This is a genomic window from Vogesella aquatica, assembly GCF_028548455.1.
Taxonomy (GTDB): Bacteria; Pseudomonadota; Gammaproteobacteria; order Burkholderiales; family Chromobacteriaceae; genus Vogesella; species Vogesella aquatica.
Genome location: NZ_JAQQLF010000002.1, coordinates 281,187 through 305,656, shown reverse-complemented (window position 1 = coordinate 305,656; position 24,470 = coordinate 281,187). Strand labels below are relative to the sequence as shown.

At 63.2% G+C, this 24,470-nt stretch carries 22 protein-coding genes and 1 pseudogene; 1 reads left to right on the top strand and 22 read right to left on the bottom strand.

All coding sequences use genetic code 11. From position 1 onward, the window contains the following. The 16 genes and pseudogenes from PQU95_RS02995 to urtA form a co-directional block, all read right to left on the bottom strand. A pseudogene (locus PQU95_RS02995) lies at positions 1-254 on the bottom strand (IS481 family transposase); the annotation flags it as partial. A gap of 125 nt (positions 255-379) precedes the next feature. Beyond that, positions 380-589, bottom strand: a complete 210-nt coding sequence (locus tag PQU95_RS02990; protein WP_272750620.1) for a hypothetical protein — start codon at positions 587-589, stop codon at positions 380-382. Positions 590-887: 298 nt separating this feature from the next. Then, complete coding sequence (locus tag PQU95_RS02985) at positions 888-1,337, bottom strand: DUF6392 family protein (RefSeq protein WP_272750619.1); 450 nt, start codon at positions 1,335-1,337, stop codon at positions 888-890. 410 nt (positions 1,338-1,747) lie between these two features. Continuing rightward, entirely contained in the window at positions 1,748-2,317 is a 570-nt protein-coding gene (locus PQU95_RS02980; RefSeq protein WP_272750618.1) for a HupE/UreJ family protein, read from the bottom strand. Continuing rightward, complete coding sequence (gene ureG / locus PQU95_RS02975; protein ID WP_017508886.1) at positions 2,310-2,945, bottom strand: urease accessory protein UreG; 636 nt, start codon at positions 2,943-2,945, stop codon at positions 2,310-2,312. The genes PQU95_RS02980 and ureG overlap by 8 nt, the downstream gene beginning before the upstream one ends. Before the next feature lie 17 nt (positions 2,946-2,962). Continuing rightward, positions 2,963-3,640, bottom strand: a complete 678-nt coding sequence (locus tag PQU95_RS02970) for an urease accessory protein UreF (protein ID WP_272750617.1) — start codon at positions 3,638-3,640, stop codon at positions 2,963-2,965. Next, positions 3,637-4,134, bottom strand: coding sequence for an urease accessory protein UreE (gene ureE / locus PQU95_RS02965; protein ID WP_272750616.1), 498 nt, complete (start codon positions 4,132-4,134; stop codon positions 3,637-3,639). The genes PQU95_RS02970 and ureE overlap by 4 nt, the downstream gene beginning before the upstream one ends. A gap of 9 nt (positions 4,135-4,143) precedes the next feature. Next, on the bottom strand, positions 4,144-5,844 hold the full coding sequence (gene ureC, locus PQU95_RS02960; protein WP_308446602.1) for an urease subunit alpha: 1,701 nt from the start codon (positions 5,842-5,844) through the stop codon (positions 4,144-4,146). Next, positions 5,841-6,146: an urease subunit beta gene (locus tag PQU95_RS02955; protein ID WP_272750615.1), complete on the bottom strand. Its 306-nt coding sequence runs from the start codon at positions 6,144-6,146 to the stop codon at positions 5,841-5,843. Before PQU95_RS02955 ends, ureC begins: the two co-directional genes overlap by 4 nt. Before the next feature lie 8 nt (positions 6,147-6,154). Continuing rightward, entirely contained in the window at positions 6,155-6,457 is a 303-nt protein-coding gene (locus tag PQU95_RS02950) for an urease subunit gamma (RefSeq protein WP_144372007.1), read from the bottom strand. Between the two features lie 18 nt (positions 6,458-6,475). Continuing rightward, positions 6,476-7,330, bottom strand: coding sequence for an urease accessory protein UreD (locus PQU95_RS02945; RefSeq protein WP_272750614.1), 855 nt, complete (start codon positions 7,328-7,330; stop codon positions 6,476-6,478). 89 nt (positions 7,331-7,419) lie between these two features. Further along, the gene (urtE, locus tag PQU95_RS02940; RefSeq protein WP_144372009.1) at positions 7,420-8,118 is read right to left on the bottom strand and encodes an urea ABC transporter ATP-binding subunit UrtE; all 699 of its coding nucleotides are present in this window, start codon (positions 8,116-8,118) and stop codon (positions 7,420-7,422) included. Between the two features lie 3 nt (positions 8,119-8,121). After that, positions 8,122-8,955: an urea ABC transporter ATP-binding protein UrtD gene (urtD, locus tag PQU95_RS02935; protein WP_272750613.1), complete on the bottom strand. Its 834-nt coding sequence runs from the start codon at positions 8,953-8,955 to the stop codon at positions 8,122-8,124. Beyond that, positions 8,955-10,052, bottom strand: coding sequence for an urea ABC transporter permease subunit UrtC (gene urtC / locus PQU95_RS02930; protein ID WP_272750612.1), 1,098 nt, complete (start codon positions 10,050-10,052; stop codon positions 8,955-8,957). The genes urtD and urtC overlap by 1 nt, the downstream gene beginning before the upstream one ends. Positions 10,053-10,060: 8 nt before the next feature. Then, on the bottom strand, positions 10,061-11,644 hold the full coding sequence (urtB, locus tag PQU95_RS02925; RefSeq protein ID WP_272750611.1) for an urea ABC transporter permease subunit UrtB: 1,584 nt from the start codon (positions 11,642-11,644) through the stop codon (positions 10,061-10,063). Positions 11,645-11,746: 102 nt separating this feature from the next. Beyond that, positions 11,747-13,018, bottom strand: coding sequence for an urea ABC transporter substrate-binding protein (urtA, locus tag PQU95_RS02920; protein ID WP_272750610.1), 1,272 nt, complete (start codon positions 13,016-13,018; stop codon positions 11,747-11,749). 253 nt (positions 13,019-13,271) lie between these two features. Here urtA and PQU95_RS02915 point away from each other — a divergent pair, with 253 nt between their 5' ends. After that, on the top strand, positions 13,272-13,532 hold the full coding sequence (locus PQU95_RS02915; protein ID WP_272750609.1) for a hypothetical protein: 261 nt from the start codon (positions 13,272-13,274) through the stop codon (positions 13,530-13,532). Positions 13,533-13,570: 38 nt separating this feature from the next. Here the strand turns inward: PQU95_RS02915 and PQU95_RS02910 are convergent, their stop codons facing one another. The 6 genes from PQU95_RS02910 to PQU95_RS02885 all read right to left on the bottom strand — a co-directional run bounded on the left by PQU95_RS02910 (position 13,571) and on the right by PQU95_RS02885 (position 24,205). Then, positions 13,571-14,617 carry an NADP-dependent oxidoreductase gene (locus tag PQU95_RS02910; protein WP_272750608.1) on the bottom strand — a complete coding sequence of 349 codons (1,047 nt, stop codon included), beginning with the start codon at positions 14,615-14,617 and terminating at the stop codon, positions 13,571-13,573. Between the two features lie 313 nt (positions 14,618-14,930). Further along, the gene (locus tag PQU95_RS02905) at positions 14,931-15,854 is read right to left on the bottom strand and encodes a response regulator (protein ID WP_272750607.1); all 924 of its coding nucleotides are present in this window, start codon (positions 15,852-15,854) and stop codon (positions 14,931-14,933) included. Beyond that, complete coding sequence (locus PQU95_RS02900; protein WP_272750606.1) at positions 15,851-19,249, bottom strand: ATP-binding protein; 3,399 nt, start codon at positions 19,247-19,249, stop codon at positions 15,851-15,853. The genes PQU95_RS02905 and PQU95_RS02900 overlap by 4 nt, the downstream gene beginning before the upstream one ends. A 133-nt stretch (positions 19,250-19,382) precedes the next feature. Beyond that, positions 19,383-20,894, bottom strand: coding sequence for a SpoVR family protein (locus tag PQU95_RS02895; RefSeq protein ID WP_272750605.1), 1,512 nt, complete (start codon positions 20,892-20,894; stop codon positions 19,383-19,385). A gap of 36 nt (positions 20,895-20,930) precedes the next feature. Next, positions 20,931-22,202 (bottom strand): YeaH/YhbH family protein, encoded by a 1,272-nt coding sequence (locus tag PQU95_RS02890; protein ID WP_272750604.1) that lies wholly within the window; start codon positions 22,200-22,202, stop codon positions 20,931-20,933. A 74-nt stretch (positions 22,203-22,276) separates the two neighbouring features. Next, positions 22,277-24,205 carry a PrkA family serine protein kinase gene (locus PQU95_RS02885; protein WP_272750603.1) on the bottom strand — a complete coding sequence of 643 codons (1,929 nt, stop codon included), beginning with the start codon at positions 24,203-24,205 and terminating at the stop codon, positions 22,277-22,279. Positions 24,206-24,470 lie beyond the last annotated feature (265 nt).

The window sequence follows — 24,470 nt, the reverse complement described above, 5'->3', positions numbered from 1 at the left end:
AGATCGTCCAGGCCCAGACGGCAAAGCTTTCGCAGCTCAACCGCCACGATTTCTTGCGCCGGGCTGAGGGTAGTCTGCAGGCGGTGGGCGGTATGGGGCTGGTCCAACACGCTGTCGCGCTGCTTCCACTTGCGGATGGTGTGGATGCTGACATTGAAGCGTGCGGCCAACTCGGCAAGCGTGCCGACGGCGTGTTTGATTTCCTCGCGAATGGCGGGGGTGGTGCGGGCTTGTTTGTGTAGTTTGACGATCATGGGTTGGGCGCTCGAGAGAGTTGTAGCAGGATACCCATGACTTCTCGTGCTGTGTTCAGTTTGAGTAGCTGATTGCTTATATGATCGTCAGGGATGCGACAGCTACGCGCTGACATTTCTCGTGATCATCTTGCAACCAGAATAGCAATAAATAAAAGCATGGCTAGAGACAAGAGACCCCTGTAAATTCTAACCATCCATACAAGATCACGCGCAACCTCACACTCCTTATACCATCTAAACTGCCTACCGCCACCCATTTTCTTAAAAACAAAATATGCAAGAAAGTTAGCAGCAACTATAGACAACACAAACAGAACAACCAATAAAATCATAAACCTCACCTTTGGGATAATTTTCAAATACGTTAAATTATCTTTCCAGCCCTATCAGAGAAATGTCATCTCGACGATTTCAACAAACTATCCATTACCTGTCGCTTACCAGCGTTGATCTGGACCCGCAACGCAAATAAGTCATAGTGTGCAGCCCGGGTGAGGCATAGCTGCATCCGATACAATACCCTGTGGCAATATCACCCCATCACGTTGCACCACCGGATTCCCGGATGCGCCATTGGCTGATCCGGGCTACATGCTGATCCGACTATTCATTTCGCCATACAAGCCCATGTTAGGAAGCCATATCAGGTGTCATCAGCGTTATCAACTCAATACCATCCCTTTCTGAGGAGTATTGCACGTGAAGAACATGATTGGGAAAATTGAAACAATCCCACCCACCATACTCACCCAGGATTGGATCATGAAATTTTTCTCTACTGCCTGACGGCTCACCAAATCTATTCCTCACCTCAAGGCGCCCAAATGAGAATGGCAAATCATCGAAGCCACTATCAAATGGCGGACTCGCCTTGAAAGACAAGAATATTGCCACAACAACATCATCACCATCCGAAGCAAATGACAGGCCCCGCCTCGAGAAAATATAGTCATTCCGATACGAATCACTGCCACGCCTCTCAACCTTCCTAAATCTCCAGTCTTTACAAAAATCATCAGCAAGAATAGCAGATGATTTGCAACCCAGATACTTCGACACAGAAACAATAGAATACTTCATAAATTTACCAACCCAAAATGACTATCCCGAACAAAGACATCTCTAGCTTTCGCCGAACCTAAATAAGTATGCCGCAGGTAGCCCGGATAAGGCACAGCCGCATCCGGGGTTATCTCGAGCATTAACCTAACCTGGTCGAGATACCCCACCCGCCCCGGATGCGCCGCTGGCTTATCCGAGCTACACGCGGTTAAAACCTTGGTGGACGCAGCCTGGTGCCTTGCCACCTACCCCCACATCATACCGCCGCACCATGACAAAAGGGCAAGTCCGCAGGCTTGCCCTTCTTGTTACCACTGCACAGCTGCCGTGCAGCCGATATGGCGGCCAACGCTGTCGCGACGGCACGCTGGTGGGCACGGCCGTTGGCCTTTGCCCACCCTACCACGCCAACGTTGGCCGCAGGCCCGTTACAGCGTGCCCACCAGCAGCAGTGCGCCCGAGGCGGCGATGGCGGCGCCTAGCGCGCGCAGCAGCATGGCGCTGCGCAGCGTGCCCTGGCCGACTGCCACCCCAGCAATGTGCAGCAGCGCGCTGGCCAGCATGAAGCCGGCGGCGTAGGCGGCGCCGCTGGCGTCGGCCCGCATTTCCTGGCCGTGGGCCACGCCGTGGTACAGCGCAAAGGCAGCGATGGCGGCCATGGCCAACAGGCGTGGCGGGCGGGCCAGCGCGGCCACCAGCAGGCCGCTAAGCAATACCGATAGTGCGATGCCGCTTTCCAGCCACGGCAGCGCCACGCCGGCTACGCCCAGCGCCGCGCCGGCGGCCAGCATCAGCACGAACAGCACCGGGCCTTGCCAGCGCGCGTGGCCGCCCAGCTGCGCCGACCACAGGCCGACGGCGAACATGGCCAGCAGGTGGTCCAGGCCGGAGAACGGGTGGCCAAAGCCGTGGGCAAAACCGTCGGCACCGTGACCGGTGTGGGCCTGCGCCAGGTTGGCCGCCGCGGCCAGCAGGATAAATAGCAGGGGTTTACGCATGGTGAGCTCCTTCGGCATTCAGGGTGAGCATGCCTTTTTCTTCGATGAAACGGATGATGTCGGCCAGGCCGTGGCCGCTTTTGAGGTTGGAGAAAATGAACGGCCGCTCGCCGCGCATCTTGCTGGCGTCGCGATCCATCACCTCCAGCGAGGCGCCTACCAGCGGCGCCAGGTCGATCTTGTTGATCACCAGCAGGTCGCTTTTGCAGATGCCAGGGCCGCCTTTGCGCGGGATTTTGTCGCCGGCGGACACGTCGATTACGTACAGCGTCAGGTCGGATAGCTCGGGGCTGAAGGTAGCGGCCAGGTTGTCGCCGCCGCTTTCGATGAAGATGACGTCGAGGCCGGGGTGGCGGGCATTCAGCCGCGCCACGGCTTCCAGGTTGATGGAGGCGTCTTCGCGGATGGCGGTGTGCGGGCAGCCGCCGGTTTCCACGCCGATGATGCGGTCTGGCGCCAGCGCTTCGTTGCGCACCAGAAACTGGGCGTCTTCCTGGGTGTAGATGTCGTTGGTGACCGCGGCCACGTTGTATTTGTCGCGCAGCGCCGTGCACAGCGCCCAGGTAAGGTGGGTCTTGCCGGAGCCCACCGGGCCGCCGATGCCGACGCGTAATGCTGCCTGTTTCATGCTGTGTCCTCTTTTGATCAAGACCGGAACAACCGGCTGTATTGGGTTTCGTGTTTCTGCGCCACCCAGGCGTACAGGGGGGCGAAATTGCTGATGTCGTCTTCCGGCAGCTGCCAGGCACGGGCGGCGGCGGTAGCCAGCTCGGGCAGCAGGCTGGAGATCAGGCGCTGGCCGGCGCTCTGCCCCATCGGCATGGCTTTCATCAGCACCATGATCTGGTTTTCCAGCCAGCCCCACAGCCAGGCTTCCAGCGCCTGCTCTCCCGGCAATTGCAGGCAGCGGGCGGCCAGCGCCCAGGCTACCGGCAGGCTCAGCGCCTCGCCGGCCGGCCACAGCGCAGCGTCGCCGCCTTCGGGCAGGCCCAGCAGCAGCTGGCGTAGCGAGTAGCCCATCTGCGTGCTTTCCAGTACCTGCTCGCGGCTATCGCGGCTAGCCAGCAGCTGCGCGTTAAGGCGCTGCAACGCGGCCACGTCGCCGCTTGCTGCCGCGCGGCAGCAGGCAGCCAGCACCGCGCCGTCAAACTGCGCCATCGGGCCGGCCAGCAGGTCGGCCAGCCAGTGCCGCGCCGTGGCTTCGTCGTGTACCAGGCCCAGGTCGAGCGCGGTTTCCATACCCTGCGAGTAGCTGTAGCCGCCAATGGGCAAGCCGGGGCTGGCCAGGCGCAGCAGTTGCAGGCGGGTGGCGGTGCCGCTCATGGCTGGCCCCCGAACTGGTGGATTTTCGGCGCGTAGTGGAACGCCGCTTCCTGGCCGTGCGAATGGTGATGGCCGCCACCGTAGGCGCCGTGCTCCGGCGAGAAGCCTGCGGCCAACCTTTCCACCTGCAGGCCCATCTGCTGCAGCATGTCGGCCAGCACCTCGTCCTGCAGCAGGCGCAGCCAGCCGGCGCCGACTTCCACTTTCACGTGGCGGTTACCCAGGTGGTAGGCCGCGCGCGCCAGCGTTACCGCGTCGGGGCAGGCCACGTGCAGCAGCGGCTCGGCGGCGGCTACCACGCGCACGCAGCGGCCGTCGTCGGCCTGCAGCAGGTCGCCATCGCGCAGCGGCGGGCTGCCCGGCGGCAGCATCACGCCCACCTCTTCGCCGGCGGCGCTGCGGGTAAGCAGCCGCGTCTTGCAGCGGCGGTCGAAATCCAGCACCAGCTCATCGGCTGGCTGGCCGCCGCTGGCGTGTTGTCGCAATACCAGCATGCTGGGCTCCTAGAAAAGAAAGTAGCGCTGCGCCATCGGCAGCACACTGGCCGGCTCGCACCACAGCAGTTCGCCGTCGGCTCGTACCTGGTAGTTTTGCGGGTCCACCTCGATCACCGGCAGGTAATCGTTGTGGATCAGGTCGGTTTTCTGCACGCTGCGGCAACCTTGCACCGCCACCAGCCGCTTCTTCAGCCCCAGCGCCTCGCCCACGCCGGCGGCCAGCGCCGCCTGCGACACAAAAGTAACGCTGCCGGCGGCAATGGCGCCGCCGTAGGCGCCGAACATCGGCCGGTAATGCACCGGCTGCGGCGTGGGGATGCTGGCGTTGGCGTCGCCCATCGCGGCGGCGGCGATGATGCCGCCCTTCAGGATCAGGCTGGGCTTCACGCCAAAGAACGCCGGCCGCCAGATCACCAGGTCGGCCAGCTTGCCCACCTCCACACTGCCCACCTCGTGGGCAATGCCGTGGGTGATGGCCGGGTTGATGGTGTACTTGGCCAGGTAGCGCTTGATGCGGGCGTTGTCGTTGCCGAGGCCGTCACCCGGCAACGGGCCGCGTTGCTGCTTCATTTTGTCGGCGGTTTGCCAGCAGCGCAGGATGGTTTCGCCCACGCGGCCCATGGCCTGGCTGTCGGACGACATCATGGCGAAGGCGCCCAGGTCGTGCAGGATGTCCTCGGCGGCGATGGTTTCGCGGCGGATGCGGCTTTCGGCAAAGGCCACGTCTTCGGCGATGGCCGGGTCCAGGTGATGGCACACCATCAGCATGTCCAGGTGCTCGTCGATGGTGTTGACGGTAAACGGCCGCGTCGGGTTGGTGGAGCTGGGCAGTACGTTACGTTGGCCGCAGGCCTTGATGATGTCCGGCGCGTGGCCGCCGCCGGCGCCTTCGGTATGGTAGGTGTGGATGGTGCGGCCCTTGAACGCGGCCAACGTAGCCTCGATAAAGCCGCCTTCGTTCAGCGTGTCGGTGTGGATGGCCACCTGCACGTCCATCTCGTCGGCCACGCTCAGGCAGTTGTCGATGGCGGCCGGTGTGGTACCCCAGTCTTCGTGCAGCTTCAGGCCGATGGCGCCAGCGCGTACCTGTTCGCGCAGCGGCTCCGGCAGGCTGGCGTTGCCCTTGCCGGTAAAGCCCAGGTTCATCGGAAACGCCTCGGCGGCTTTCAGCATCTGCGCCATATGCCACGGCCCCGGCGTGCAGGTGGTGGCGTTGGTGCCGGTGGCCGGGCCGGTGCCGCCGCCTATCATGGTGGTGACGCCGGACATCAGCGCTTCGTCGATCTGCTGCGGGCAGATGAAGTGGATATGGGTGTCGATGCCGCCGGCGGTGACGATCATGCCTTCGGCGGCGATGATCTCGGTGGATGCGCCGATCACGATGTCCACACCGGGCTGGATGTCGGGGTTGCCGGCCTTGCCGATGGCGGCGATGCGGCCGTTTTTCAGCGCAATATCGGCCTTCACAATGCCCCAGTGATCCAGGATCAGCGCGTTGGTCAGCACCGTGTCGGCCACCTCGGCCGCCAGCGCCTGGCTCTGGCCCATGCCGTCGCGGATAACCTTGCCGCCGCCGAATTTCACCTCTTCTCCGTACACGGTGTAATCGCGCTCCACCTCGGCCAGCAAGCCGGTGTCGGCCAGCCGCACGCGGTCGCCGGTGGTGGGGCCGAACATCTCGGCGTATGCCTGTCTGCTGATTTTCATAATGCCCCCATCACCTTGCCCTGAAAGCCGTACACGCGGCGCAACCCCGCCAGCGCCACCAGCTCGACGGTGCGCGTCTGGCCCGGCTCGAAACGCACGGCGGTGCCGGCCGCGATGTTCAGCCGGAAGCCGCGCGCCACATCGCGGTCGAACAGCAGCGCGTTATTGACCTCGGCAAAGTGGTAGTGCGAGCCCACCTGTACCGGGCGGTCGCCACTATTGGAAACCGGCAGCGTCAGCGTGGCGCGGCCAACGTTGAGTTCGATCTCGCCGTCGGCGGCGAGTGTTTCCCCTGGAATCATGGCGGCTCCTAAACGATGGGTTGATGCACGGTCACCAGCTTGGTGCCGTCGGGAAAGGTGGCTTCTACCTGGATATCCGGAATCATCTCTGCCACGCCGTCCATCACGTCGTGGCGGGTCAGCAGCGTGGTGCCGTAGTGCATCAGCGCGGCCACGCTCTGGCCGTCGCGCGCCCCTTCCATGATGGCGGCGCTGATGAAGGCTACCGCCTCGGGGTAGTTCAGCTTCAGGCCGCGCGCACGGCGGCGTTCGGCCAGCAAGGCGGCGGTAAAGATCAGCAGCTTGTCCTTCTCGCGGGGGGTCAGTTCCATGGTTGTATTGCCTCGGTATCAGGTAGCCCAGATGCGCGGTGCGTGCGCCGGGCGGCCGTGGGTAAAGGGGTGGATCAGGTGGCGGGCGGCGCGCAGCCAGGCCAGCGCCGCCTCGGCACCGTCGCCGACAAAACGCGCCAGCCAGATGTCGTCCAGCTGGCTGGCGGCGGCGCAGCCGGCCACTGGCAGCGCCAGTACCGCGTCGTGCAGCGCGGGCGGCAGCGCCGGCCCGGCCCACAGCAGCGTGGCCACCACGCTGTGGCCGCCCAGGCCCACCGGCGACTGCAGCAGGTGGCTGTCGGCCGGCAGCACGGTGCGCTCGCTGTAGATCAAGCGGCCGTCGCGGTAGATGTCGGCCTGCTGCCGCCAGCAGCCACGGCGGTACAAAAGGTTGGCCGCAGGGCGGCCCAGGCACACCACGTCGCCCCACAGCAGGCGGGCGTCGCCGGCCAGCTGGGCGCAGCTGGCAAAGCGCACGTCGGCGCCATCGAACAGGATGGTTTCCTGCGGCAGCCACGCCAGTACGCTGCCGGCAGCCTGGCGGATGCTGATGTGCTGCCGCGCCTGGCGGCCAAAGCCGTCGTACCACTTGGCGGCGCCGGGGCTGGTGAGCAGTACCTCGCTGCCGGCCTGCAGCGCGATGTCCAGCGTCAGGCTATCGCCGCCGGCCACGCCGCCCGGCGGGTGCACGATGATGTGCTCGCAGCTGCCGTCGGCACCGATAAAGTGCTTCTGCACCCGTAACGGGCCGCTGTGGCGGCGCAGCACCGGAACGGTGCGGGCGCCGTCGCGGGCGTAAGCCAGCTGCAGGCTGGCAGGCCAGCCTTGCAGCAGGGACGGGGGAAGCAGAGCGGCAACAGCGTCGGGTTTCATCGGGCAGGCAGGGGGAAAGTCGGTTCGATAGCGGTATTGCAAGCCCCGTGCCAGTGCATGACACGGGGCCGCTTAGGCCAGCAGTGCGGCTAGATCGCCAGTAATTCGCGCACGCCGTCCTGCGGCATGGCCTTGCCCTGCCCGGCCTTGATCACCTCGCCGCGCGACATCACCACGTAGCGGTCGGCCAGCGCTTCAGCAAAGTCGTAGTACTGCTCTACCAGCAAGATGGCCATGTCGCCGCGTGCGGCCAACCTTTTGATCACGGCGCCGATGTCCTTGATGATGGACGGCTGGATGCCCTCGGTCGGCTCGTCCAGGATCAGCAGGCTGGGCTGGCTAACCAGCGCGCGGCCGATGGCCAGCTGTTGCTGCTGGCCGCCGGACAGGTCGCCGCCGCGGCGGTGTTTCATGTCGTGCAGCACCGGAAACATCTCGTACACGCTGGCCGGAATCTCGCGCCCCTGGCGGCCGCCAAAGCGCGCCAGCCCCATCTTCAGGTTTTCTTCCACCGTCAGCCGGGCAAAGATCTCGCGCCCCTGCGGCACGTAGGCCATGCCGCGCGCCACGCGCTGGTGCGGGGCCAGGCGCTGGATGTCCTCGCCCTGCCACGCTACCGCGCCGCTCTTGGCGGCGATCTGCCCCATCAGGCAGCGCAGCAGCGTGCTCTTGCCCACGCCATTGCGGCCCAGGATGCAGGTCACCTCGCCCACCGGCGCCTCGAACGCCACGTCGCGCAGGATGTGGCTACCGCCGTAAAACTGGTTGAGTTTGTCCACTTTCAGCATGATTCAGCGCCCCAGATACACTTCGATTACCCGCTCGTCGGCCTGCACCTGCGCCAGGCTGCCCTCGGCCAGCACGCTGCCTTCGGCCAGTACCGTCACCTTCTGCGCAATGCTGCCGACAAAGTCCATGTCGTGCTCCACCACCATCAACGAGTGCTTGCCTTTCAGCGTCAGCAGCAGCTCGGCGGTTTTTTCGGTTTCGGCGTCGGTCATGCCGGCTACCGGCTCGTCCAACAGCAACAGTTGCGGCTCCTGCGCCAGCAGCATGCCGATTTCCAGCCACTGCTTCTGGCCGTGCGACAGCAGGCCGGCCTGGCGCTGGTGCTGCTCGGTGAGGCGGATGGTGGCCAGCAGCTCGCCGATGCGGTCGCGCTGCGCACCGGTGAGCCGCGAGCGCAGGCTGGCCCACACCGACTTGTTGCCGGCCAGCGCCAGCGCCAGGTTGTCGTGCACGCTCATCGCCTCGAACACGGTGGGCTTCTGGAACTTGCGACCGATGCCCAGCTGGGCGATTTCCGGCTCGGTATGGCGGGTGAGGTCGATGGTCTGGCCAAAGAACACGCTGCCGCTATCGGGGCGGGTCTTGCCGGTGATGACGTCCATCATGGTGGTCTTGCCGGCGCCGTTGGGGCCGATGATGCAGCGCAGCTCGCCCACGCCGATGTCCAGCGTCAGTTTGTTCAGCGCGCGGAAGCCGTCAAAGCTGACGGTGACGTCGTCCAGGTACAGGATGGCGCCGTGGCGGGTATCCAGCTTGCCGTCCACCGGGTGCGCCAGGCCACGGGCCTCGCCTTCCCAGTTTTCACGCTGGCTTTGGGTAGTGGATGCGGCCGACATTAGCGGTCCCCTTTCTTGCGCAGCAGGCCCAGCACGCCGTTGGGCAGCAGCAGCGTGGCGGCGATAAACAGGAAGCCCAGGAAAAACAGCCAGTATTCGGGAAACGCCACCGTGAACCAGCTCTTGGCACCGTTGACGATGGCGGCGCCCAGCACCGGGCCGATCAGCGTGCCGCGGCCGCCCAGCGCCACCCAGATGGCGATTTCGATGGAGTTGCCCGGCGACATTTCGCTGGGGTTGATGATGCCCACCTGCGGCACGTACAAGGCACCGGCCAGCGCGCACAGCACCGCCGACAGCACCCAGATCGCCAGCTTGTAGTACAGCGGGTTGTAGCCGCAGAACATCAGCCGGCTTTCGGCGTCGCGGATGGCGGTGAGGATGCGGCCGAACTTGCTGTGCACCAGCCAGAACGCGCCCCACAAGGCCAGCGCCAGCAACAGCACGGTGGCGGCAAACAGCACAGCGCGGGTGGCCGGCTCGGCAATGCCGAAACCGAGGATGCGCTTGAAGTCGGTAAAGCCGTTGTTGCCGCCAAAGCCGGTTTCGTTGCGGAAGAACAGCAACATGGCGGCAAAGGTCAGCGCCTGGGTCATGATGGAGAAGTACACGCCCTTGATGCGCGAGCGGAACGCCAGCCAGCCGAATACCAGCGCCAGCAGGCCCGGCACCAGCACGATCACCAGCAGCGCCCAGGCAAAATGCTCGCTGCCTTGCCAGAACCACGGCAGGGTTTTCCAGTCCAGAAACACCATGAAATCGGGCAGGTCGCTCTGGTAATTGCCGTCGCGGCCGATCTGGCGCATCAGGTACATGCCCATGCCGTAGCCGCCCAGCGCAAAGAACAGTCCATGGCCCAGGCTGAGCAGGCCGGTATAGCCCCACACCAGGTCCATCGCCAGCGCCACGATGGCGTAGCACAGGATCTTGCCGGTAAGGGTGAGCGTGTACGCCGACACGTGCAGCGCGTGGCCCTCCGGCAGCGCCCAGTGCCCCAGCGGTAGCAGCATCAGCAGGGCCAGCAACAGGCCCAGGCCCAGCGTGGTGGCTCGCGGCCCGGCCGCTGCGGCCAACTTGAGAGAGTAAGGTTGTGACATGGCAGGCCTCAGTCGAGCACGCGGCCCTTCAGGGCAAACAAGCCCTGCGGACGCTTCTGGATAAACAGGATGATGAACACCAGGATCAGGATCTTGGCCAGCACGGCACCCAGCGACGGCTCGATCACCTTGGCCAGCATGCCCAGACCCAGCGCACCGGCCACGGTACCGGCCAGCTGCCCTACCCCACCCAGCACCACCACCATGAAGCTGTCGATGATGTAACCCTGGCCCAGGTCCGGCCCCACGTTACCGATCTGGCTTAGCGCCACGCCGCCCAGCCCGGCAATGCCGGAACCCAGGCCAAAGGCCAGCATGTCCACGCGGCCGGTGGGCACGCCCACGCTGTCGGCCATGCGGCGGTTCTGGGTAACGGCGCGCACGAACAGGCCCAGCCGGGTGCGATTGAGCAGCAGCCAGGTCAGCACCAGTACCGCGCCGACAAAGGCGATGATGGCCAGCCGGTTGTACGGCAGCGTCAGCGTGGTGGACAGCGCAATGCCGCCGGACAGCCACGCCGGGTTGGCCACCTCCACGTTTTGCGCGCCAAAGGCCACGCGTACCGCCTGCATCAGCATCAGGCTGATACCCCAGGTGGCGAGCAGCGTTTCCAGCGGGCGGCCGTACAGGTGGCGGATCACCAGCCGCTCCAGCGCCATGCCGATGATGGCGGTGACCACAAACGCTGCCGGCAGCGCAGCCAGCAGGTAGTAATCGAACGCGGCAGGCCACTGGCTGCGGAACAGGTTCTGTATCAGCCAGGTGGTGTAGGCACCCAGCATCAGCATTTCGCCGTGCGCCATATTGATGACACCCAGCAGGCCGTAGGTAATGGCCAGACCCAATGCGGCCAACAGCAGGATGGAGCCCAGGCTGATACCGCTGAACAGGTGGCCGACGAGGTTGTAGCCAAACTGCGTGGCCTTGATGCTGGCGATGGCTTCGTCGGCAGCGCGGCGTATGTCGGCATTTTCTTGCGGGTTGTCCGCCAGCGGTTGCAGCAGGGTCAACAGGCCGGGATCGCTGGCTTCGCCCAGCACGGCGATGGCGGCCAGCTTGTCGGTAGTAGACGGCCCGGCCAGCTGTAGCGTGGCGGCAGCCAGGCGCAGCGCGTCGCGCACGCTGTCGTCCGGTTCGACTTGCAGCCGCTTTTGCAGCAGCGGCAACAGCGCAGGGTTGGCCGCATCCTGTATGGCCTTGACGGCATTCAGCCGGCCGCCGCTATCCAGCGCGTTCAGCCCGCTAGCGGCGTGGAAGGTTTGCAGCGCGCTGCGCACGCTGTTATTCAGCGGCACGCTGTCGGTGCCATCGGGCACGCTGTCTACCGGCTGGCCGCTATCGGCGTCCAGCCATAGCGCGCCTTGCTGCACAAAGAAGCGGGTAGCGTCCGGGTCGGCCAGCAGGCGGCCTTCTTCCAGCGCGGCCACCGCGGCGCTACGGGCGGCATCCGGCTTGGCTGCCCAGCCGGCAATCAGCTCCGCGCGGGTGGCCGGGTCGGCCGCGGCCAGCTCGGCAGCGGGGCTGGCGGCAAAAGCCGGTGCCCACAGCAGGCTGCATGCCAGTATGGCGATCAGGTGCTTGAGCTTGTTCATGGTGGGGTCCTTGCAAAAAAACGGGCTGCTCAGGGCAGCCCGGGAAATACCGCTGGCTTGCTAGCGGCCGCCGCAGCGGCGACCGGGCAGCGCCGGCGGCGATCAGGACTTGGTTTTCACCGGGGTGTCCGGCTTCTTGTCGTTGCCAGGGATATACGGGCTCCACGGCTGGGCGCGGATCGGGCCTTTGGTTTTCCACACCACCGAGAATTGGCCGTTCGGCTGTACTTCGCCGATCATCACCGGCTTGTGCAGGTGGTGGTTTTTCTCGTCCATCTTCAGCGTGTAGCCGGACGGCGCCTTGAAGCTGATGCCGGCCATGGCCTTGCTGACGGCGGCCACATCCGTGGTGCCGGCTTTCTTCACCGCCTCGGCCCACATATTGATGCCCACGTAGGTGGCTTCCATCGGGTCGTTGGTCACCAGCTTGTCGGCGCCGCTCATGCCTTTCTTGGCGGCCCAGGTCTTGTAGGCGGCGATCCACTGGCTGTTGACCGGGTTCTTCACGCTCATGAAGTAGTTCCAGGCGGCCAGGTGGCCCAGCAGTGGCTTGGTGTCGATGCCTTTCAGCTCTTCTTCACCCACCGAGAACGCCACCACCGGTACGTCGGTGGCTTTCAGGCCCTGGTTGCCCAGCTCTTTGTAGAACGGCACGTTGGAGTCGCCGTTGATGGTGGAGATAACGGCCGTCTTGCCGCCGGCGGCAAACTTCTTGATGTTGCCGACGATGGTCTGGTAATCGCTGTGGCCGAACGGGGTGTACACCTCCTGGATGTCGCTATCCTTCACGCCTTTGGATTTCAGGAAAGCCCGCAGGATCTTGTTGGTGGTACGCGGATAAACGTAGTCGGTACCCAGCAGGAAATAGCGCTTGGCCGCGCCGCCTTCCTTGCTCATCAGGTATTCCACCGCCGGGATGGCTTGCTGGTTCGGCGCGGCACCGGTGTAGAACACATTGGGCGACAGCTCTTCACCCTCGTACTGCACCGGGTAGAACAGCAGGCCGTTCAGCTCTTCGTATACCGGCAGTACCGACTTGCGCGATACCGAGGTCCAACAGCCGAAGGTGACGGCCACCTTGTCGCGGGTCAGCAGCTGGCGCGCTTTTTCGGCAAACAGCGGCCAGTTGGACGCCGGGTCTACCACCACCGGCTCCAGCTTCTTGCCCAGCACGCCGCCCTTGGCGTTGATTTCGTCGATGGCAAACAGTGCCATGTCCTTGAGCGAGGTTTCCGAAATGGCCATGGTGCCGGACAGTGAGTGCAGCACCCCCACCTTGATGGTGTCGGCAGCATGGGCCTGGGCGCTGAAACCGGCCGCCAGCAGCGACAGGGTAATGACAGAAGACTTCAGAACGAGACGGCGAGTGGTCATGGCAAAGCTCCCTGATGGACAGTTGGTTTTGTTGCAGTGCAGGGCCAGATTACGGTGCCACCCGTTAAGCAGGAATACGTCAAATAGCGTACACGCTGCAATGCAGCATGAAACCATGACCACCGGGCTGTCACGTGTGCGCCACATGGCACCAACCCGCCAGAAAATCTATAAATATTTGTTTTTAAAGAAACTATCCAACACTGCATCATCCAACAGAAATGCGACTGCAGACAGGCATAAAGGGGACATCATGCATACCATTTTGGTGATAGCAGGCGGTGTGGTTTTACTACTGTGCGGCCAACTACTGGCCCGCTTTACCGGTATTACCAGCCAGGCGCAAGCGGCCTTGTATTTTGTGCCGCTATGGCTACTGATCGCTGCCAGCAATATGTGGGCGGGGGTACAGAGCGCCGGCTACAGCGTGATGGCGGAGCTACCCATTTTCCTGCTGGTTTTTACCGTGCCCGCCCTGCTGGCGCTGGCACTATGGCGCCAGCTGCGTTACTGAGCCGCCATGCACAGTGAACCGGACACCCCTCGCACAGCTTAGTTGGCCAAGCAAAAGCCCCCTGCTACTGAGGGGGCTTTGCTTTGGTAGCCGGATAGGCTGGCCAGACGGTGACATGGCGGCCCACCCTGGGGCAGTGGGGCAAGCGCTTTCACAATACCCGCGGCGGCATCAGCAACACCATTTTGCCGCCTGCCTGCCTGCCTGCGCTCGCCAAGACGATGCGCCGCTGCCGCATCGGCCATGGGCAAGGTACGGGCTACTTCTACCCTGAGCTGACGTGCCAGCAGCCAGGCCAGTACACTGCCGCGCGGCCGGGTGCAGACAAAGCCGGCACGCACCCCGGCCTGCTGCGCACGCGCCGGCGAAGGCACCGTACTGGTAGCCAGCAACACCCCGCCAGCCCGCAGGGTGCACCAGGAGGCGTCCTGTACCTCGCCACCTATGGTATCCAGCACCACGTCCATGCCGCGCCATGGCAGGCCGGAACAGCCATCGCGATAATCCAGCACCTCATCGGCCCCCAAAGCCTGTACACGTGCGGCGCGGTTTGCACTGGCCATCGCCACGACATAGGCACCCAGCTGCTTGGCCAGCTGCACCGCCACCCCGCCCACCGCCCCCGCAGCACCGTGTATCAGGACACGGTTGCCGGGCTGCAGCTGTGCCATATCCACCAGCGCGGTCCAGGCTGCCTGCCCGGGGGTAGGCAGCGCAGCGGCATCGACAAACGATAGCCCGGGCGGAATACGCGCTGCCTGTGTGGCAGGTAGCGCCACATATTCGGCGTAGGTGCCGTACCGGGCCGGTTCGGCGTAAAAACACACACGGTCTTCCAGCACGAAACCCTGCACCCCGCCGCCTAGCGCGATCACGATACCGGCAGCATCCCGCCCCGGAGTACCGGGCAAAAGCAGCGCGCGCGTACCGGCTATGGCACCGGCGCGCAGCTTCCAGTCCAGCGGGTTGATGCCGGCAGCCACCACGCGGACCAGCAGGTCGCCGGGGCCACAGTCCGGTATGGGGACGTCGTCCAGCTGCATGACCTCGGGGCCACCATACGTAAAGAAGCGTATCGCTTTCACATCACCTCCCACCGCGGTCAGCAATAAATAGCCAGTGTGGGCGAAAGCGCAGCTGGTGTTTAAAGAACAAAGTCATACGGCTTATTGCCACAGGAACGGAAAGAGGCTGTTTCACCACACTCCCTCGCCGGGCAAGATAGCCCTGCTGGCAGGCACAGGCAGCGATCAGCGGCCTCCCCAAGGCAACGTGTGCCTGCGGCTAGCCCGTCACCTTGCATTTCAGCAATGAAGGTGCCTGAGTTCATGCCTGCCAGGGGGTACAAAACACGGCATGGCACACGGCAAATGCGTGCACGCAGGCTGCAGCACCATGCTAAGCCGCACTGCCGCGCAGCTTGCCCAGCGCCAGGCTGGCCGCAGCGGTGCGCGTTTCTACCGCCAGCTTGTCGAATACGTGCTCCAGGTGTTTGTTTACCGTGCGCGGGCTCATATCCAGGATATCGGCGATATCGCGGTTGGTCTTGCCCAGGCTAAGCCAGTGCAACACCTCGGCCTCGCGCTGGGTCAGGCGAAATGCCCCCATCAGCGTCTGGATGCTGGCTTCGTCGTTTTCTTCGCGCAGCACCACCAGCCACTCTTCGTCGCCGGTCTGGTCGTGAAAGCTGGCCAGCAGCCGCCGCCCTTGCTGTGCCAGCAACAGGGCCGGCTGCTCGGTGCCGGCCAGCCTGGCGGCCTGCGCCGCCTGGGTCCAGGCCAGTAACGCCGGCGGGGCCTGGTCGCCCGCGCCAAAATAATGCTCGATCAAGCGCCGGGCCAGTGCGGTTTGCCACACCAGCCTGCCACTACGCGCGGCAATAGCCACCGTGGCCTGGCCAAAGGCATCCAGTGCGCTGCTGGCCTGCGTCATCTGGCGTGCGTTCTGGATATGGGCGGCGATGCGCACCAGCACCTCGGGCGGGCGCAGCGGCTTGGTGACATAGTCGGCGCCGCCGGCGGCAAAGGCGGCCACCACGTGCTCGCTTTCGGTCAGCCCGGTCATGAACACAATGGGGATGGCACGGGTGGCAAAGGCAGCTTTCAGCCGGCGAGCTACCTCGAAACCATCCAGCCCCGGCATCACGGCGTCCAGCAGGATGACATCGGGCAAGGACAGCCGCGCACGCTGCAAGGCAGCCTCGCCATCGGTAGCCACCAGTACGGTGTAGCCGGCGTCGTCCAGGGCGTCGTGCAGCAGGGTGAGGTTGTCCGGCTGGTCGTCTACGATCAGCACCACGTGCTGCATATGCGGGGTCGTCATGCTTTATTCTCCGGCTGCAAACCGTGGTGCAGCAGCTCGCGCAGGGCTTCAAACTGGAACTGGCGCACGTGCTCGCCGGCCACACGGGCAAACTCGGTATACGCGGTGTCCAGTGCGGCCAACCTGGCCAGCTCGCTACGCAAGCCACGCACATAGCCCAGCTCTACTGCCTCCAGCAGGCCGGCCAGCTCGGCGGCCGGGGGCAACACCAGCTCGTGTACGGCAGGCGGCGGCACCGCCGGCGCGGCGGCGGGCTGGCCAATGACCCACGCCAGCCCCAGCTTGTGCCCTATCCAGTCCAGCAGCTCTTCCACGCGTATCGGTTTAAGGATGAAATCTTCGCTGGCAATGCCGGCGTCGTTGTCCTGCCCCTTGTCAAAAGCATTGGCAGAAATCACGGCCAACTGTGCGGTACAGCCGCTCTGGCGCAGGCGACGCAGCGTTTCCCAGCCGTCTATGCCCGGCATGGCCAGGTCCATGAACACCAGATGCGGCTGGAAGCGGCCAACCATGGCCAGGCAGTCGTAGCCGCTGGCTGCCTGTGCCACCTCAAAGCCCAGCCCCTCCAGCACGCTGGCCAGCATTTCACGGTCGATGGCTTCGTTGTCCACCAGCAGGATGCGCTGGCGCACGCCCACGTACCCCACCCGGTTGCGCCGCGGCAGCTCGCGCTCGGCCAGCACCGCGTGCACGTACGGCAAAAACAGGCGCACGGTGAAGTGGCTGCCCTGCCCCGGCGTGCTGCGCACGGTAAGCTCGCCGCCCATCAGGTCGGTGAGCATCTTGCTGATAGTCAGCCCCAGGCCGTTACCGCCGGCGCCGCTGCTGCTACCCCGCTCGAACGGCTCGAAAATGCGCAGCAGTTCCCCCTCGGCAATACCCGGCCCGCTGTCAATCACCTCGAAAGTGGCCATTTCGCCACGGTATTGCAGGGCAAAGCGCACGCTGCCACGGCGGGTAAACTTCACCGCATTACCCAGCAGGTTGATGAGGATCTGGCGTAGGCGTTTTTCATCGGCGCGCACCACCTGTGGCAGGTGGGCGGCGGGTTCATAATGAAAATCCAGCCCCTTGTTACGCGCTTGCAGCTCGAACATGGCCACCAGCTGGCTGAGAAACGCATCGAAATCCATGGCGCGGGTGGCCAGCTGCAGCTTGCCGCTTTCGATACGGGCAATATCCATGCTGCCTTCGATCACCGATAGCAGGTGGTCGCCGCTGCGGCGTATCACCTCGATGGCCTGGCGGCGCGACGGCGGGATCTCGGCGTCGCCATCCAGAATCTGCGCATAGCCCAGAATGCTGTTCAACGGGGTGCGCAGCTCGTGGCTGATGGCCGACACGTAGCGGCTCTTGGCCTGGTTGGCTTGCTCGGCCGCCTCGCGCGCGCGCTTGAGCTGCTCGTCGGTAAGCCGGTGCGACTCGATTTCGGCCAGCAAGCGCGCCGTCTGGCGGTTGGACTCCAGCTGCGCCACCTCGCGGCTTTGGGCAGTGAGTACCATCCACCACGCCACCACACCGCTCACCAGCAGCAGCACGGCAAACAGCCGCCAGAACAGCTGTGGCAGCCAGACTGCATAGCCGCCTTGCAGCGCGCCCTGCCATTCGATGTAGTACAGCAAGCCCAGTATCAGCAGCAGCACGCTGCCTATGCAGGTCATCAGCAGCAGATAATGCCCCAGCCCGTACGCCAGATACGGCTGCAAGGCACGCGGCAACAGGTAATGCAATAGTGCCGACCACTGTGCGGCCAACCTTGCCTGCGGCTTGCAGGCATCGCCACAGCGCACGTCCAGCGTGCAGCACAGCGAGCAGATCATGCCCTGGTAGACCGGGCACGGCGCCATGTCTTCCGCTTCGTAATCTCGCTCGCATACCACGCAGCGGTACTGGCTGGCGCTGGCGACCAAGGTTGGCCGCGCGCTGTAGTAGCGCCCACCGGTGAGCCAGGCAATCAGCGGGGCGCTGACAAACGCCACGCTCATGGCCACAAAGGGGGCCAGCGGCTGCCAGTGCTCGCCAAACACGCCGACATGGGTGGCAATGGACAGCAAAGACGCCAGCGCCATGGCCCCGACGCCCACCGGGTTGATGTCGTACAGATAGCTGCGCTTGAACTCGATGCCCTTGGGGCTCAAGCCCAGCGGCTTGCTCACGACCAAGTCTGCCACCACGGCCATGATCCACGAGATGGCAATGTTGGCATACAGCCCCAGCACCTGCCCCAGCGCGTGGAACACTTCCAGCTCCATCAGCAGCAGGGCAATGGCCAGGTTGAACACTACCCACACCACGCGGCCAGGGTGGCTGTGGGTCAGGCGCGAAAAGAAGTTGGACCACGCCAGCGAGCCGGCGTAGGCATTGGTAACGTTGATTTTCAGCTGCGACACCAGCACGAACAGCGTGGTGGCGGCTACGGCCAGCGTGGTGTTGTCGAATACGTGGGCAAAGCCGATCAGATACATCTGGTTCGGGTCGACCGCACGCTCGGCCGCCACGCCGTTGCGCAGCGCCAGCCAGGCCAGCAGCGCGCCGCCCAGCATTTTCAGTACGCCAGGCAACACCCAGCCCGGCCCGCCTACCATGACCGCCAGCAGCCACTGCCTATGGTTGGCCGCGCTGCGTGGCGGCATGAAGCGCAAGTAGTCGGCCTGCTCGCCCATCTGGGTAATCAGTGCGATGCCCACCGTCAGCGCCGCACCAAACCGATGCAGGTCAAACGCCTGCGGTGCATGGCTTGCACCGGCGTAGCGCCACAGCCCGGCCAGCGCCTGCGGCTCGTGCCACAGCACAAAAACATAGGGCAATACCAGCAAACACAGCCACAGTGGCTGCGTCCATACCTGCAAGCGGCTGATGGCGGTGACCCCGTGCGTGACCAGTGGCAGCACCACCAGCGCGCATAGCAGGTAGCCCCACTGCGGCGGAATACCAAAGCCCAGCTCCAGCGCATAGGCCATGATGGCGGCTTCCAGCGCAAAAAAGATAAAGGTGAACGAGGCGTAAATCAGCGAGGTGATGGTAGAGCCGATATAGCCAAAGCCGGCACCACGGGTCAGCAAATCCATATCCACGCCATAGCGCGCGGCGTACAGGCTGATGGGCAGGCCGGCCAGAAAGATAATCAGGCCGGTAGCCAGAATAGCCAGGAACGCGTTCAGGAAACCCGCTTCCACCATCATGGTGGCCCCCACCGCCTCCAGCACCAGAAACGACGCCGCACCACCCGCAGCGGTGTGGGCCACCCGCCACGCCGACCAGCGCCGGAAACGCTGCGGGGTAAAGCGCAGCGCGTAGTCCTCCAGGGTTTCGCTGGCCACCCAGCGGTTATAGTCGCGGCGGACAGTCACCACGGCTTGCGGCGGGGTGTGGGTGGCATCGGTATGCGTGGTCATGCCTGTTTACTGGCAAGAAGCAGGCCAAGCCGGTGGCGCGACGCGGATTTTAAAAACGTGACAAAAAAAGCGCACCATTCACGGTGCGCTTGCGCCAGCTACCTGCTTGCGGCCAACCCTGCAGCCAACAGGTTCAGGCCATGGCCGACACATCCGGTTTGCAGCTGAAGGTCTGGGTCACGCTGCCGTCGGCGTCCACGCTCTCCAGCTTCACGTCAAAGCCCCATAGCCGGCTCACGTGCTTGAGCACCTCCTGCGCGCTCTGGCCTTCCAGCGGCTTGCGGTTGTGCATGCTGTGGCGCAGCGTGAGGCTGCGGTCGCCACGCAGGTTCACGTTCCATACCTGGATGTTCGGCTCGCGCGAGCCCAGGTTGTACTGCTCGGACAGCATCTGGCGGATGCGGCGGTAACCGCGCTCGTCGTGGATGGCGGCCACTTCCAGCTTGTCGTCACGGTCGTCGTCACGGATGGCAAACAGACGGAAATCGCGGATCAGCTTGGGCGACAGGTATTGCGAAATGAAGCTTTCGTCCTTGAAGTTCTTCATCGCAAACTCCAGCACCGGGCGCCATGGCGTGCCGGCGATATCGGGGAACCACTCGCGGTCTTCGTCGGTAGGTGCCTCGCAGATGCGCTTGATGTCCTGGTACATGGCAAAACCCAGCGCGTACGGGTTGATGCCGTTGTACCAGCGCGCGGTAACCGGCGGCTGGTACACCACATTGGTGTGGCTTTGCAGGAACTCCATCATGAAGCCGTCGGTCACCATGCCCTTCTCGTACAGCCGGTTCAGCAAGGTGTAGTGCCAGAAGGTAGCCCAGCCCTCGTTCATCACCTGGGTCTGGCGCTGCGGGTAGAAGTACTGCGCCACCTTGCGCACGATGCGGATGATCTCGCGCTGCCACGGCTCCAGCAGCGGCGCCGACTTTTCGATGAAGTACAGCAGGTTTTCCTGCGGCTCGGCCGGAAAGCGCGGCGCGGCCTTGGCGCTGTCGTCGCGCTCGCGGCGCGGGATGGTACGCCACAGGTCGTTGACCTGCGTCTGCAGGTAGGCTTCGCGCTCGTGCAGGCGGGCTTGCTCTTCCGCCAGCGACAGCTTTTGCGGCCGCTTGTAGCGGTCCACGCCGTAGTTCATCAGCGCATGGCAGCTGTCCAGCAGCTCTTCCACTGCATCAATGCCGTAGCGCTCTTCGCAGCGGCTGATGTACTGCCGGGCAAACACCAGGTAATCGATGATGGCGCTGGCGTCGGTCCAGGTGCGGAACAGGTAGTTGCCCTTGAAGAAGCTGTTGTGGCCGTAGGCGGCATGCGCGATCACCAGCGCCTGCATCGTCATGGAGTTTTCTTCCATCAGGTAGGCGATGCAGGGGTTGGAGTTGATCACGATTTCATACGCCAGCCCCATCTGGCCGCGCTTGTAGCTCTTTTCGGTGCTGACAAAGTGCTTGCCGAAGCTCCAGTGGTGGTAGTTCACCGGCATGCCTACCGACGAGTAGGCGTCCATCATCTGCTCGGCGGTGATCACCTCCAGCTGGTTGGGGTAGCAGTCCAGCTGGAACTCGTTCACCGCGATATCGCGGATGGCTTTGTCGTATTCGTCAATCAGGTCGAAGGTCCATTCGGACCCGGTGGAGATAGCTGTCATGATGCTGCCCTCCTGCTGCTGTGCCTGCGGCCAACCCTAGCGGGTGGCCGGCTGCCGCTTGAACAGTTCGCGGAAAACCGGATAGATATCAGCCGGCGAGCGGATTTTCTGCATGGCAAAGTGCTTGTGCTGCTCGGCCACGCGCAGGTACTCGTACCACAGGTTTTGCGGCTCGCCCTCGGTGATTTCGATGTACGCGTAGTACTGGCACCACGGCAGGATGTTTTCCTGCAGGATCTTGCCGCAGTTGGCCGAATCACTGTCCCAGTTATCCCCGTCGGACGCCTGGGCGGAATAGATGTTCCATTCGCTGTTGGCATAGCGTTTCTTCACGATATCGGCCATCAGGTTCAACGCCGACGACACCACGGTGCCACCCGACTCGCGCGAGTGGAAGAAGTCGTGCTCGTTCACTTCTACCGCGCTGGTGTGGTGGCGGATGAACACCACTTCGATCTTCTCGTAATTGCGCTGCAAGAACAGGTACAACAGGATGAAAAAGCGCTTGGCCATATCCTTCTTGCCCTCGTCCATGGAGCCGGACACGTCCATCAGGCAGAACATCACCGCCTTGCTGGTGGGTTTGGGCTGCTTGACGCGGTTGTTGTAGCGCAGGTCGAACGGGTCGATGAACGGGATGTGGTTGATCTTTTCGCGCAGCGCATGAATCTGGCGGCGGCGCTCGCGCACCTCAAGGCCGTTGTCGTCGTCCGACTCCAGCAGCGTGTCCAGGTCTTCTTCGGCTTCGCGCAGGCGCGCCAGCGTGGGCGCCGCCATGGCCACGCGCCGCGCCAAGGCGCCGCGCAGGCTGCGCACGATGCTGATATTGGCCGGCGTGCCGTCGTTGGTGTAGCCGGCGCGCACCGGTTTCATTTCCTCGATGCCCATCAGCTGGGTTTTCACCAGGTTGGGCAGCGCCAGGTCTTCGAAAAACACGTTCATGAATTCTTCGCGCGACAGCTGGAAGGCAAAATCGTCTTCGCCCTCGCCTTCGTTACTGGCTTTGCCACCACCGCCGCCACCTCCGCCGCCCTGCGGCCGCTTGATACGGTCGCCCTGCACGAACTCCTCGTTGCCAGGGTGCACGTGTTCGCCCACGCCGCCACGGCCGTGGTGGAACGACGGTTCCGAGATGTCCTTCACCGGGATGGATACGTTCTCGCCACTTTCAATGTCGGTGATGCTGCGCCCCTTGATGGCCTTGCCGACGGCTTCCTTGATCTGGGCTTTGAAACGGCGCAAAAAGCGCTCGCGGTTGACGGCGGATTTGTTCTTGCCGTTCAGTCTTCTGTCGATAATGTGCGACATGCTTGCCTCCTAGCCGTGTGGTCACGGTGACAGGTTGGCCGCATCGCTGCGGCCAACCTGGTGCCGCGTACTGCTCAGGATGACTTGCGCACCCGCAGATACCATTCGCACAGCAGGCGCACCTGCTTGGGCGTGTAACCCTTGGTCACCATGCGGTTGACAAAGTCTTCGTGCTTTTTGGCCTCGTCGGCGCTGGCTTTGGCGTTGAAGCTGATCACCGGCAGCAGCTCTTCGGTGTTCGAGAACATTTTCTTCTCGATCACGGTGCGCAGCTTCTCGTAGCTGGTCCAGGCCGGGTTGTTGCCGGCGTTGTTGGCGCGGGCGCGCAGCACGAAGTTGACGATCTCGTTGCGGAAGTCTTTCGGGTTGGAGATGCCTGCCGGCTTCTCGATTTTTTCCAGTTCTGCGTTCAGCGAGGTACGGTCGAAGTTCTCGCCGGTGTCCGGGTCGCGGTATTCCTGGTCCTGGATCCAGAAGTCGGCAAAGGTCACGTAGCGATCAAAAATGTTCTGGCCGTATTCGCTATAGCTTTCCAGGTAGGCGGTCTGGATCTCCTTGCCGATGAACTCCACGTACTTGGGCGCCAGGTACTCTTTCAGGAAGGTCAGGTATTTCTGCTCCTGCTCTGCCGGAAACTGTTCGCGCTCTACTTGCTGTTCCAGCACGTACATCAGGTGTACCGGGTTGGCCGCGACTTCGGTGTGGTCGAAGTTGAACACCTTGGACAGGATCTTGTAGGCAAAGCGGGTAGACAGGCCGTTCATGCCCTCGTCCACGCCGGCAAAGTCGCGGTATTCCTGGTGCGATTTGGCCTTCGGATCGGTGTCTTTCAGGTTGTCACCGTCGTACACCAGCATCTTGCTGTACAGGCTGGAGTTTTCCGGGTCTTTCAGCCGCGACAGCACGGCAAACTGCGCCATCATCTTCAGCGTACCCGGCGCGCACGGCGCACCGCCCAGCGAGGAGTTGCGCACCAGTTTGTCGTAAATCTTGATCTCGTCCGACACGCGCAGGCAGTACGGCACCTTCACGATGTAGATACGGTCGAGGAAGGCTTCGTTGTTCTTGTTGTTGCGGAACTGCTTCCATTCGCTCTCGTTGCTGTGCGCCAGCACAATGCCGTCGAACGGAATGGCGCCAAAACCCTCGGTACCCTTGAAGTTGCCTTCCTGGGTGGCGGTCAGCAGCGGGTGCAACACTTTGATCGGCGCCTTGAACATTTCCACGAATTCCAGCAGGCCCTGGTTGGCCAGGCACAGGCCGCCGCTATAGCTGTAGGCGTCCGGGTCGTCCTGGGCGTAGCTTTCCAGCTTGCGGATGTCCACCTTGCCTACCAGGCTGGAGATGTCCTGGTTGTTTTCGTCGCCTGGCTCGGTCTTGGCTACGCCCACTTGCTTCAGTACCGACGGGTAGCGTTTCACCACACGGAACTGGCTGATATCGCCATTGAACTCGTGCAGGCGCTTGACTGCCCATGGGCTGGGAATGGCGCGCAGGTAGCGGCGCGGAATGCCGTATTGGTCTTCCAGGATGGCGCCGTCTTCTTCAAAGTTGAACAGGCCCAGCGGCGACTCGTTTACCGGGCTGCCCTTGATGGCGTAGAACGGCACGCGCTCGGTAAGCTCCTTGAGCTTTTCGGCAATCGACGATTTGCCGCCGCCCACCGGGCCCAGCAGGTAGAGAATCTGTTTCTTCTCTTCCAGGCCCTGTGCGGCATGGCGGAAGTAGGCCACCACCTGCTCGATGACCTCTTCCATGCCGTAAAACTCGCGGAACGCCGGGTAGACGCGGATCATCTTGTTACTGAAGATGCGCGACAGGCGGGTATCGTGGCGGGTGTCGATGACCTCCGGCTCGCCGATGGCCATCAGCATGCGTTCCGCCGCGCTGGCGTAGGCCAGTGGCTCGCGCTTGCAGATATCCAGGTACTCCTGGATGGTGAATTCTTCTTCGCGGGTGCGATCGTAGCGGGATGCGTAGTGGCTGAAGATGTCCGGGCTCATGGCGTGACCCTCCTGTTAGAGGCAAGCAAGTCGCCATGGTGCGGAGCACCCTGCTTCCCCTTGCCTATTAGTCTGCTGACGCGGAAAACCTGTTCTTGGTTTGGGTATAGCACAGCAAAAAAAAGGCAAGTACAAAATCTAAAGCTATCGTTATGCAAAACAGGATATAAAAAAGCCATTACCCAGTAATGGCTTCTTCACAGCAAATATCAAAAAAACAGCATCCCATTATTTTTCAAACACTTAAATATTCATTCACTGCGTA

Excerpts from the sequence above, each read along its gene's own strand:
- PQU95_RS02890 (WP_272750604.1), bottom strand. The coding sequence starts at position 22,202 with ATGTCGCACATTATCGACAGAAGACTGAACGGCAAGAACAAATCCGCC.
- urtE (WP_144372009.1), bottom strand. The coding sequence starts at position 8,118 with ATGCTGAAAGTGGACAAACTCAACCAGTTTTACGGCGGTAGCCACATC.
- PQU95_RS02970 (WP_272750617.1), bottom strand. The coding sequence starts at position 3,640 with ATGAGCGGCACCGCCACCCGCCTGCAACTGCTGCGCCTGGCCAGCCCC.
- urtC (WP_272750612.1), bottom strand. The coding sequence starts at position 10,052 with ATGTCACAACCTTACTCTCTCAAGTTGGCCGCAGCGGCCGGGCCGCGA.
- ureC (WP_308446602.1), bottom strand. The coding sequence starts at position 5,844 with ATGAAAATCAGCAGACAGGCATACGCCGAGATGTTCGGCCCCACCACC.
- PQU95_RS02955 (WP_272750615.1), bottom strand. The coding sequence starts at position 6,146 with ATGATTCCAGGGGAAACACTCGCCGCCGACGGCGAGATCGAACTCAAC.
- urtD (WP_272750613.1), bottom strand. The coding sequence starts at position 8,955 with ATGTCGGCCGCATCCACTACCCAAAGCCAGCGTGAAAACTGGGAAGGC.
- PQU95_RS02945 (WP_272750614.1), bottom strand. The coding sequence starts at position 7,330 with ATGAAACCCGACGCTGTTGCCGCTCTGCTTCCCCCGTCCCTGCTGCAA.
- PQU95_RS02980 (WP_272750618.1), bottom strand. The coding sequence starts at position 2,317 with ATGCGTAAACCCCTGCTATTTATCCTGCTGGCCGCGGCGGCCAACCTG.
- PQU95_RS02895 (WP_272750605.1), bottom strand. The coding sequence starts at position 20,894 with ATGACAGCTATCTCCACCGGGTCCGAATGGACCTTCGACCTGATTGAC.
- PQU95_RS02985 (WP_272750619.1), bottom strand. The coding sequence starts at position 1,337 with ATGAAGTATTCTATTGTTTCTGTGTCGAAGTATCTGGGTTGCAAATCA.
- PQU95_RS02990 (WP_272750620.1), bottom strand. The coding sequence starts at position 589 with ATGATTTTATTGGTTGTTCTGTTTGTGTTGTCTATAGTTGCTGCTAAC.
- ureE (WP_272750616.1), bottom strand. The coding sequence starts at position 4,134 with ATGCTGGTATTGCGACAACACGCCAGCGGCGGCCAGCCAGCCGATGAG.
- PQU95_RS02885 (WP_272750603.1), bottom strand. The coding sequence starts at position 24,205 with ATGAGCCCGGACATCTTCAGCCACTACGCATCCCGCTACGATCGCACC.
- urtA (WP_272750610.1), bottom strand. The coding sequence starts at position 13,018 with ATGACCACTCGCCGTCTCGTTCTGAAGTCTTCTGTCATTACCCTGTCG.
- ureG (WP_017508886.1), bottom strand. The coding sequence starts at position 2,945 with ATGAAACAGGCAGCATTACGCGTCGGCATCGGCGGCCCGGTGGGCTCC.
- PQU95_RS02950 (WP_144372007.1), bottom strand. The coding sequence starts at position 6,457 with ATGGAACTGACCCCCCGCGAGAAGGACAAGCTGCTGATCTTTACCGCC.
- PQU95_RS02900 (WP_272750606.1), bottom strand. The coding sequence starts at position 19,249 with ATGACCACGCATACCGATGCCACCCACACCCCGCCGCAAGCCGTGGTG.
- PQU95_RS02905 (WP_272750607.1), bottom strand. The coding sequence starts at position 15,854 with ATGACGACCCCGCATATGCAGCACGTGGTGCTGATCGTAGACGACCAG.
- urtB (WP_272750611.1), bottom strand. The coding sequence starts at position 11,644 with ATGAACAAGCTCAAGCACCTGATCGCCATACTGGCATGCAGCCTGCTG.
- PQU95_RS02915 (WP_272750609.1), top strand. The coding sequence starts at position 13,272 with ATGCATACCATTTTGGTGATAGCAGGCGGTGTGGTTTTACTACTGTGC.